Source organism: Sandarakinorhabdus sp., assembly GCF_032115815.1.
GTDB lineage: Bacteria > Pseudomonadota > Alphaproteobacteria > Sphingomonadales > Sphingomonadaceae > Sandarakinorhabdus.
Genome location: NZ_JAUMBI010000162.1, coordinates 1 through 9,443 on the forward strand (window position 1 = coordinate 1; position 9,443 = coordinate 9,443).

The 9,443-nt window shown below is 66.5% G+C and carries 10 protein-coding genes and 2 pseudogenes; 3 read left to right on the top strand and 9 right to left on the bottom strand.

From position 1 onward, the window contains the following. Positions 1-210 (top strand): annotated as a pseudogene (locus RT662_RS09540) (acid phosphatase); the annotation flags it as partial. Between the two features lie 53 nt (positions 211-263). Here the strand turns inward: RT662_RS09540 and RT662_RS09545 are convergent. From RT662_RS09545 to RT662_RS09565, 5 genes are all read right to left on the bottom strand, one after another. After that, the gene (locus tag RT662_RS09545; protein WP_313670482.1) at positions 264-1,490 is read right to left on the bottom strand and encodes an acyl-CoA dehydrogenase family protein; all 1,227 of its coding nucleotides are present in this window, start codon (positions 1,488-1,490) and stop codon (positions 264-266) included. A gap of 113 nt (positions 1,491-1,603) precedes the next feature. Next, complete coding sequence (locus RT662_RS09550; RefSeq protein WP_313670483.1) at positions 1,604-2,701, bottom strand: acyl-CoA dehydrogenase family protein; 1,098 nt, start codon at positions 2,699-2,701, stop codon at positions 1,604-1,606. A gap of 186 nt (positions 2,702-2,887) precedes the next feature. Further along, entirely contained in the window at positions 2,888-3,604 is a 717-nt protein-coding gene (locus tag RT662_RS09555) for an HAD family hydrolase (protein WP_313670484.1), read from the bottom strand. Further along, complete coding sequence (locus tag RT662_RS09560) at positions 3,601-4,542, bottom strand: aminotransferase class IV (RefSeq protein ID WP_313670485.1); 942 nt, start codon at positions 4,540-4,542, stop codon at positions 3,601-3,603. The genes RT662_RS09555 and RT662_RS09560 overlap by 4 nt, the downstream gene beginning before the upstream one ends. Positions 4,543-4,548: 6 nt before the next feature. Beyond that, on the bottom strand, positions 4,549-4,746 hold the full coding sequence (locus RT662_RS09565; RefSeq protein WP_313670486.1) for a DUF1192 domain-containing protein: 198 nt from the start codon (positions 4,744-4,746) through the stop codon (positions 4,549-4,551). A 46-nt stretch (positions 4,747-4,792) separates the two neighbouring features. Here RT662_RS09565 and RT662_RS09570 point away from each other — a divergent pair, with 46 nt between their 5' ends. Further along, complete coding sequence (locus RT662_RS09570) at positions 4,793-5,791, top strand: NAD(P)H-quinone oxidoreductase (RefSeq protein ID WP_313670487.1); 999 nt, start codon at positions 4,793-4,795, stop codon at positions 5,789-5,791. On the opposite strand, the gene RT662_RS09575 is transcribed toward RT662_RS09570, so the two are convergent. Beyond that, positions 5,784-7,016 carry a kynureninase gene (locus RT662_RS09575; protein WP_409530153.1) on the bottom strand — a complete coding sequence of 411 codons (1,233 nt, stop codon included), beginning with the start codon at positions 7,014-7,016 and terminating at the stop codon, positions 5,784-5,786. The two genes, RT662_RS09570 and RT662_RS09575, sit on opposite strands and share 8 nt — an antisense overlap. A gap of 99 nt (positions 7,017-7,115) precedes the next feature. Between RT662_RS09575 and RT662_RS09580 the strand changes: the two genes are divergently transcribed. Then, a complete protein-coding gene (locus RT662_RS09580; RefSeq protein ID WP_313670489.1) occupies positions 7,116-7,802 on the top strand; it encodes a DUF1013 domain-containing protein in 687 nt (228 codons plus the stop codon). A gap of 59 nt (positions 7,803-7,861) precedes the next feature. On the opposite strand, the gene scpB is transcribed toward RT662_RS09580, so the two are convergent. From scpB to RT662_RS09595, 3 genes and pseudogenes are all read right to left on the bottom strand, one after another. Next, a complete protein-coding gene (gene scpB, locus RT662_RS09585) occupies positions 7,862-8,443 on the bottom strand; it encodes an SMC-Scp complex subunit ScpB (protein ID WP_313670490.1) in 582 nt (193 codons plus the stop codon). Continuing rightward, positions 8,436-9,212 (bottom strand): ScpA family protein, encoded by a 777-nt coding sequence (locus tag RT662_RS09590; protein ID WP_313670491.1) that lies wholly within the window; start codon positions 9,210-9,212, stop codon positions 8,436-8,438. Before RT662_RS09590 ends, scpB begins: the two co-directional genes overlap by 8 nt. Then, positions 9,209-9,443 (bottom strand): annotated as a pseudogene (locus RT662_RS09595) (beta-hexosaminidase); the annotation flags it as partial. The gene RT662_RS09590 and the pseudogene RT662_RS09595, both read right to left, overlap by 4 nt.

Sequence of the window (9,443 nt, forward strand, 5' to 3'; positions counted from 1 at the left end):
AGCGCCGCGCTGCTGAAGTTCGGCAAGGCCACCGGCGATCTGCGCATCGCCTGCCGGGTGCATTGGGCATCGGACGTGACCGGTGGCCGCCTGATGGCCACCGCGCTCTATCAGCAGATCGAGGACACGGCGGATTACAAGGCCGATCTGCAGAAGGCGAAGGCGGAACTGAGCCTGGCGCCGGTACCGGAGGGTTGCCCGGCCAGTTGACGCAAAAAGGGGCGCCGGCCGACCGGCCAGCGCCCCTTGTCATTATCCGTCGCTTACGCCGGCACTGCCTGATTGAACGGCGTGTCCTTGTCCGGCCGCATGTCGCCGGGCAGGCCGAGCACGCGTTCGGCGATGATGTTGCGCAGGATTTCGTCCGTCCCGCCGGCAATGCGCAGGCCGGCCGAACCGATGTACGAGCCCTGCAGCTTGGCCAGTTCCGGATCAGCATCGGCGCCGGCCACAAAGCCATCCCCGCCCGACAGATCGAGCGCGAAGCTGGCCAGATCCTGCATGGTTTTCGCCACAACCACCTTGGAGATGGACTGTTCCGGCCCCGGCACCTGGCCCTTGGACAAGGCGGACAGCGCGCGCATCTGGGTGAGCTTGATGCCCTGATCGTTGATGTAGGTCTGGGCGATCTTCTGGCGCACGTCGCTGGCACCGATGGCGGGGCTGCCGTCCGGCGCTTCCACGCCCTTGGCCAGCTTCATCAGCGTTTCATAGCCGGGCGCGTACCGCGGCTTGCCGCCGACGGCGAGACGCTCGTGCATCAAGGTGGTGAGCGCAACCTTCCAGCCGTCGCCAACGGCGCCCAACCGGTGCGAATCATTCACCCGCACGCCGTCGAAGAAGACTTCGTTGAAATCGCTGCCGCCCGACATCTGCTTGATGCCCTTCACCGTCACGCCCGGCGCCTTCATGTTCACGATGAACATGGTCAGGCCCTTGTGCTTGGGCATGTTCGGATCGGTGCGGCAGACGACGATGCCGAAGTCCGACGCGTGGGCAAAGCTGGTCCACACTTTCTGGCCGTCGATCACCCATTCATCGCCTTCACGCACCGCCTTGGTGCGGATGCCGGCAAGGTCAGACCCGGCCGCCGGTTCGGAGAAGAGCTGGCACCAGACTTCCTCGCCCAGCAGCGCCTTGGGCACATAACGCTGAACGACTTCCGGGTTGCCGTGGGTGAAGACGGTGGGGATGCACATGCCAAGGCCGATGGAATAGAGGCCCTGCGGCACGTGCCAGCGGCTTTCTTCCTGACCATAGATGATGCTGTGCATGGGCGTCAGGCCCTGGCCGCCGAACATCTTGGGCCAGGTGATGCCGGTGTAGCCGGCGGCGTGCTTCTTGGCCTGCCAGGCTTTCGATCGCGCGATGAATTCCGGCAGCTTCATGCCTTCCGGGGGCGGATCGCGATATTCGGTGGCATTCTCGTTCAGCCAGGCGCGCACGACGGCGCGAAATTCGGCTTCCTGCGGGGCGTCGTTGAAATCCATGATGTCTCTCCCGTCCTGTTCCCCGGTCGTGCGTGCCTCGACAGGCTCGGCATGAGCGGGTTTGTCCTTTCCATCCTCGACCGCTCATCCCGAGCTTGTCGAGGGACGAAGTGTCACGCCGCGGCGCTGTTGCGCTGTTCCAGCGCCCGCACCAGCCGATCGGCCCACCAGCCACGCGGGCCAAGCGCGGCGACCAGCGCCCGGTTGCGGCGGTAATAGAATTGGCAATCGCTTTCCCAGGTAAAGCCGATGCCGCCGTGCAGCTGCACATTTTCCTCGGCGCAATAGGCCAGCGCATCCAGGCTGGCGACCCGGGCAGCAGCCGCCACCTGGCGCAGTTCGGCACCATTGGTGCCAATCATCGCGAGGCCATGCAGGGCGTGGGCGCGGGCCAGTTCCAGCTTGATATACATGTCAGCACACTTGTGCTTGACCGCCTGATACCGGCCGATCTTCTGGCCGAAGGCGACCCGGGTCTTGGCATAATCCACCGTCATCGCCATCGCGGCGCCAGCGGTGCCAATGGCTTCATAGGCCAGGATCACCGCGGCGCGGTCGAGCCAATCCTGATAGTCGCCGGCAGTGCCGAGCGCTTCAGCCGGTGTGGCGTTCAATGTCAGCTTGCCGTGGCGGCGGACGAGATCGACGGTTTCCACCGCCGCCGTCTGCGCGCCCTTCAGATCGACGATGTAAAGCTGCGGGCCATCGGCGCCGGCGGCCGCCACAATGGCGACATGGGCAACGGCAAGATCGGCTACCGGCTGCTTTACGCCGGTCAGGGCGCTGCCGCTGGACACGGTCTTCACCGTGGCCGGGCTCACGGCACCGGGTTCGCTCCAGGCGACGCAGGCGATGATCTCACCGCTGGCGATGCCGGGCAACCACTTGGCCTGCTGGGCTTCCGTGCCAGCCAGCACCAGCGCTTCGGTGGCGAGCAGGGTGGAAACAAGCGGGACATGGGCAAGGCTGCCGCCGGCGGCTTCCGCCAGTTGGGCCACTTCCTCGACCGTCAGGCCCAGGCCGCCATGGGCTTCGGGCACGCGCGCGGCGGTCCAGCCCAGTTCGCTGATCTCCTTCCACAGGGCGGCGTCCATCGCCGATGCGTCAGCGGCCATCGCCTTGCGCGCCGGGCCGGTGCCTGCCTTTTCGGCGAGCAACTTGCGCGCCTGTTCGCCGAGTTCCTTGGCTTCGTCGGAAAAATCGAAATTCACGGGTCCACTCCCCAAAGCTGATTGAGCAGCAGATTACGCGCACGTCAGCCTTGGGCAACCTGTCGCTTTTGACCCGGTGGCAACCAACATGTGCCCGTCATCCCGGGAAAGCCGGGACCCATCGCCCGACTGTGCAACCCGTAGCCGCGTTTGGGCGATGGGCCCCGGATTTCGCCGGGGTGACGTCTATAACTTGTGGCCCGCCAGAAACTCATAATGCGGCCGGCATTCGTCGCGCACCCGCTCCGCCTCGCCATGCAGCACGGGCATTGGCCCTTCGCGGCCATCAAAGCCGGTGGAGGCCAGCACCCGGCCATACCAGTGCGGCGCCCATACCCCGTCGGTGTCGCGCGGGCCGGCCGGCCAGTGCAGCATCGAGTCGGTCCACGCGATACCCAGCGCCGCGCACAGGCGGGCGAGCGTACCCGCCGGGTCGGCCAGCACATCGGCCGAATCGACCACCGGCGGCGCGTGGCCCAGCCGGTCGGCTTCCGCCTCGAACCAGGCGCGCTGCTGGGCGAACCCCAGGCCTTCCGCCGTCACCACCTCCCGCTTTTCAGCGTAAGAGGCGATCACCCGTTCCGGCGCGCGGATCAGGAAGGCGTGTTGGAAGCCCTTCAGGTCGCCCAACTGCACGGGCCCGACCATGTGGTGCACCATGTGCTTCTGATACCAGATCGGCTGCGCGCACGGGCCGGAGAGGGCGGCGGTGACGCTGTGCCAATCACAATCCATATCGGCGATCACTTCGCCGGCCATCGGGTGATCGTCGCCGGTGTGCTTCAGATACGCGCCATAAAACGGCTCGTCACTCACATAGCAGTCCGCCCGCGCGCCAAAGCTGCGCATCATCGCCGTCGACAGGTTGCGTGGGCCGGACCACATCGCGATTCGGATTGTCACGGCCGACCCCGCGCCGTGACGTCGGCTTCGATCAGCGCGCGATACAGGCCCTGCAGGCGCGCCACCATCGGCCCGCGCGCGTCGGTCAGCGTGCGGCCATCGATGCTGGTCACCGGCACCACGCCGGCAAAAGTGCCGGTGACGAAGGCTTCGCTGGCCGAATAGACGTCGGTAAGCGAGAAATTCTTCTGGAAGACCGGGATGCCATTGTCCTCACACACCGCGATGACGTTGCCGCGTGTGATGCCGGCCAGGCAGTAATCGCCGCTGGACGTCCACACCTCCTCCACGCCGCGCCGGTTCTTCTTGACGATGAAGAAGTGGGTGGAATTGCACGTCGCCACAAAGCCGTGCGGATCGAGCATCAACGCCTCGTCGGCGCCGGCCTGCGTGGCCTGGATGCAGGCCGTGATGCAGTTCAGTTTTGAATGACTGTTCAACTTCGGATCCTGCACGTCCGGGTAACCGCGCCGCACATGGACGGTGGCGAGGCGGATGCCCTTCTCGATCGTGGTGGGCAGCGGATCCTTGTACTCGGCGATGATCACGATGGTGGCCGGCGAGACCACGACGCGCGGATCCTGATACGGCGTGGAACGCAGCCCCCGCGTCACCATAAGCCGGATATGGCAGGCGCTCATCGCGTTGGCGTCGATGGTGGCGTAAATCCGCCGCTCCAGCTCCTCGCGGCTGATGCCGACATCCATGTAGATGGCCTTGGCGCCTTCCCACAGCCGATCGAGATGCTGATCAAGGAAGGCGATGCGGCCGGCGTGGACGCGCAGGCCTTCCCACACGCCGTCGCCCAGCATGAAGCCGGAATCGAACACGCTCACCATCGCCTCGGCGCGGCGGAGCAGCTGGCCATTGACGTTGATCAGGATCGTCTCGTTGCGCGTGTCCGCAACGAAATCATGGGTACCCAGGGATGTGGTCATAGTTGGTTACTTCTTGAACAGGCTGTCGGCCGCAGCGCGGAATTGCGCTGCGCCTTCGCGCTTGGCTTTGGTGCGCGCCAGCTCCGCTTCCAGTCCGGCGATGCGCTCGTCCAGATCGGCGATGGAGAGGCGATCGAGGTCTTCCCGGGCCAGATCGGCCAGCAGGTCACTCTTCTTCTTGGGCAGGTCGGTTTCGTCGAACACAATCGCTACGGTTGACCGGGCGGGCTGCCCTGTCAATATCCGTCCCATGACCATTCCCAGCCATATGACCGCCATCGACCCCGCCGCGCCGGGAGGTCCTGAGGTTCTGATTCCTGTCTCCCGCCCCGTCCCCCAGCCCGGCCCGGGCGACGTGCTGGTGAAGGTGGCGGCGGCCGGGGTGAACCGGCCCGATGTGCTGCAACGGCTGGGCTTGTATCCGATGCCGCCGGGCACACCGACGATCATGGGCCTGGAAATCGCCGGTACCGTGGTGGCGGTGGGCAGCGAGGTAACGCGCTGGCGGCCGGGTGACGCGGTTTGCGCGCTGGTGGCGGGCGGCGGCTATGCCGAATATTGCACCGCGCCGGCCGGCCAATGCCTTCCCGTTCCCGCCGGCATGAGCATGACGGATGCCGCCGGCTTGCCGGAAACCTGGTTCACCGTCTGGTCCAACGTGATGGACCGCGGCCGGGCGCGGCCGGGGGAGACGATCCTGATCCACGGCGGCACCAGCGGCATCGGCATCACCGCGCTGCAACTGGCCAAGGAAATCGGGCTGACGGCGATTGCCACCTGCGGCAGCGATGAAAAATGCGCGGCAGCTGTGGCACACGGTGCGGCGCACGCGATCAATTACAAGACGCAGGACTTTTCGGCCGAAGTGCTGGCGCTGACCGGCGGCAAGGGCGTCGACATCGTGCTCGACATGGTGGGCGGCGATTATGTGCCGAAGAATATCGCCTGCATGGCCGATGATGCCCGCCACGTGAGCATCGCCTTCCAGCGCGGGCCGACCGCCGAGGTGAATCTGGGCCAAGTGATGCGCAAGCGCCTGGTGTTGACCGGATCGATGCTGCGCCCGCGCCCCATTGCCTTCAAGACGGCGATCGCCGAAACACTGGAAGGCGTGATCTGGCCGGCATTCGAGGCCGGGCGGCTGACGCCGGTGACCGACACGGTGTTTTCGCTCGCTGAAGCCGCCGCCGCGCACCAGCGCATGGAAGCCGGCGCGCATGTGGGCAAGATCGTGCTGCAGGTCAGCTGACCATCCCCTTCGGCGCGAACCGCTCCTCCCGCCATTCGCCGATGTCCAGCACCGCCCGCAACGCGTCCAGCGCCAGGCCGATATCGGCAAAGCGCGTTGTCAGCGCCGGGAAACCGAAGCGCATCGCATCGGGCGGGCGCATGTCGCCGATGACGCCGCGCGCGATCAGGGCGATCATCACGCGGCGGGCATCCGGATGGCGGATGATGACATGGGCGGCGCGACGTTCTTGGGGGCGGCCAGCAGGGGGCGCGTCCACGGAGACGCCGGGCAGCGTCGCGGCGGCGGCGGCAAACAGCTGAACGAGGTGGCGGGACTTGGCCTCGGCCTGCGCCAGATCGATGCCGTCGAACGTGGCCACCCCGGCTTCCAGCGCGCGCATGGCGAGGATCGGCGGGGTGCCGGTGAGCAGGCGGCGCGCGCCTGATGCGGGTGCATAGTCGGCGGTGAAGTCGAAGGGGGCAGCGTGGCCCATCCAGCCGGTCAGCGCTGGCTGCGCGGTGTCCCAGTGCCGGCGGGCCAGATAGGCGAAGGCCGGCGCGCCGGGGCCGCCGTTCAGAAACTTGTAACCGCAGCCGACGGCGAAATCGGCGCCGTCGGCATCGAGATTGACCACCAGTGCGCCGGCCGAGTGCGACAGATCCCACAGGGTGAGCGCGCCGGCCTTGTGCGCGGCAGCACTCATCGCGGCCATGTCGTGCACTTGTGAGGTGACATAATGCGCGTGGGTCAGCAGCAGCAGCGCGACATCATCATCGATCGCCGCCACCAGTTCAGTGCGTTGCACCCGCTTCAGCGTTGCACCCGCAAGCCCGGCCAGCCCCTGCATCACATAGGCATCGGTGGGGAAATCCGCTGCCTCCATCAGGATCGTGCGGCGGCCGGGGCGCAGCGCCAGCGCGGCGCTGGCCAGCTTGAACAGATTGAGGCTGACCGAATCACAGGCGACCACGGCGGCAGGTTCAGCGCCCACCAGCGGCGCGATGGCGGCGCCCAGCGCAACCGGCAGATCGATCCAGCCGGCATCGTTCCAGCTGCGGATCAGGCCTTCGCCCCACTCGCCCGCCACCGTCTGCGCCAGCCGTTCGGGCAGGGCGGCAGGCAATGGCCCCAAGGAGTTGCCGTCGAGATAGACAACACCCGGCGGCAGCCGGAAACGGGCGCGAGCTCCGCTGAGCGGATCGGCGGCATCCAGTGCGGCCAGCTGGGTGGGTTCGGGCATCATCGTGCGCCCTTGCGCCACAGCCACGGCTCCATTACAAGCCGGTGCGTCCAGCCGTCCCGCAAGGGGCGGCTGTTTTTATTCCGCAAAGGAGCCACGATCATGGCCACCACCCTGCCCCTGATGCAGCACGCCACCGCCGCCTGGCTGGTGGACAACAGCGCGCTCACCTTTTCGCAGATCGCCGATTTCTGTGGCCTGCACATCCTGGAAATCCAGGCGATCGCCGATGATACCGCCGCCACCAAGCTGAAGGGCCGCGATCCGATCCGCGCCGGCGAACTGACCCGCGAAGAGCTGGACAAGGGTGAAGCCAATCCGGATTACGCGATTCGCATTTCGCGCATGCCCGAACAGGCGCGCCGCACCTCTGGCCCGCGCTACACGCCGGTGTCCAAGCGCCAGGACAAACCGGATGGCATCCTGTGGATCATCAAGAACCACCCGGAAATCACCGACGGCCAGATTTCGAAGCTGATCGGCACCACCAAGACGACGATCGCCGCCATCCGCGACAAGAGCCACTGGAATTACGCCAACCTGCAGGCGCGTGACCCGGTGACGCTGGGCCTGACCAGCCAGCGCGAAATGGATGCGTTGGTCGCGGCCGCCGCCAAGAAGGCCGGTATCGACACGACCGTTGATCCGGAGAAGGTGGAAGCCGATCGCGCCGCGCTGATCAACCAGCTGCAGGCCGAACGTTATGCCGCTGCCAATGCGCCGGAAACGCCGGTTTCGACCACGCCGGGCACCGCGCTGGAGCAGGGCGAGGCTTTGTTCCGCCGCTGATTCCGCTTATACGCTGAAGCTTCAAGGCCCGCTCATGCCTATGGCGTGAGCGGGCTTTTTCATTCCTCCCGCCCGCCCAGCGGCAATGGCAGTTCGCGCGGCGGTTCGCGGTCGAGCAGGCCGGCAGCCTTCAGATCGGCCATGCCGGGCAAGTCGCGGCGGCTGGAGAGGTTGAAGTGGGCGAGGAATTCCGGCGTCGTCGCATATTGCAGCGGCCGGCCGGGGGTTTCGCGGCGACCGGCGGGGCGGACCCAGCCAGCTTCCATCAACACGTCGATCGTGCCGCCGGAAACCGCAACCCCGCGGATTTCCTCGATCTCCGGTCGCGTCACCGGCTCGTGATAGGCGATCACCGCCAGCGTTTCGACGCCAGCGCGGCTGAGTTTTTTCACCGTTTCGCGGCTGGTGCGCAGGAAGTGGCCGAGATCGGGCGCGGTCTGGAATTGCCACTTGCCGCCGCGTTCGACGAGGTTGAGGCCGCGCGGTTCGTAACTGGTGGCGAGCGCACGCAGCGTGGGCAGCAGGTCGCCACGTTCACCCACATGGCGGGTGATCTCTGTGAGGCTGAGCGGCGCATCGGCAGCGAACAGGATCGCTTCCAAGGCGCGGGTCAGGGCGAAATCCACAGTCTCGTCAGTCATGACGGGCCCTCAGCAGGATGGGGGCAAAGGCGGCGCCTTGGCTGAGCGTCGCCTTGCCCTGGCGGGTGAGTTCCAGCGCGGCGACAAAGCTGGAGGCCAGCACCGAGCGGGCATAGGATTCGTCCACCAGATCGGCGGGCAGGAAGCGCGCCAGTTCCGTCCAGTCGATGCTGCGGCCGAGCAGATGTTCAAGCCGTTCAATGGCTTCATCCAGGGCCATCACCGGCCGGCGGCGGACGACATGGACGGAGCGCGAGCGCCGCGCCGTGATCGCGCCATAGGCGGAGAGCAGGTCGTAATAGCTGCATTCAAAGGTGGCGCGCTTTTCCTCGGCGAGGCCTTCCGGGTTGGGGCGGCGGAACATGTCCCACCCCAGTTGTGGCCGGGCGAGCAGCTTCTGCCCGGCCTCGCGCATGGCTTCGAGGCGTTGCAGCTGGAACTGCAGTTTCAGCGCCAGTTCGGCCGGATCGGGCTCGGCTTCCGGGTCCTTGGGCAGGAGCAGCAAGGATTTCAAATAGGCCAGCCAGGCCGCCATCACCAGATAATCGGCGGCCAGTTCGAGGCTGAGCGCCTTGGCATCGCGGATGAAACCCAGATATTGATCGACCAGCGCCAGGATGGAAATCTGCGCCAGATCAACCTTTTGCGCCCGCGCCAAGGTAAGCAGCAGATCGAGCGGGCCTTCCCAGCTGCCCAGTTGCAAGATCAGCGTGGCCGTTTCCGGCGCAGCCCGCACCGGCAGGTCGAATTGCTCGTCCGTCTCGGTCACGCCAGCGCCAGCAAGGCGTCGCGGGCGGCGGCCCACTCGGCCACCGGGGTGGAATCGCCCGGCCCCATCCAGGTCATGGCGGCGGCGAGGCGGGTCGCAGCGGCGTCGCTCATCACCGGAGCGGCTTCGACGATGGAACGCATCTCGCCAAAATCGCCTGAACAATGCAGGGCGATATCGCAGCCGGCGTCGAGGCTGGCCAGCGCGCGGGCGCCGAAGTCTTGCAGCGCG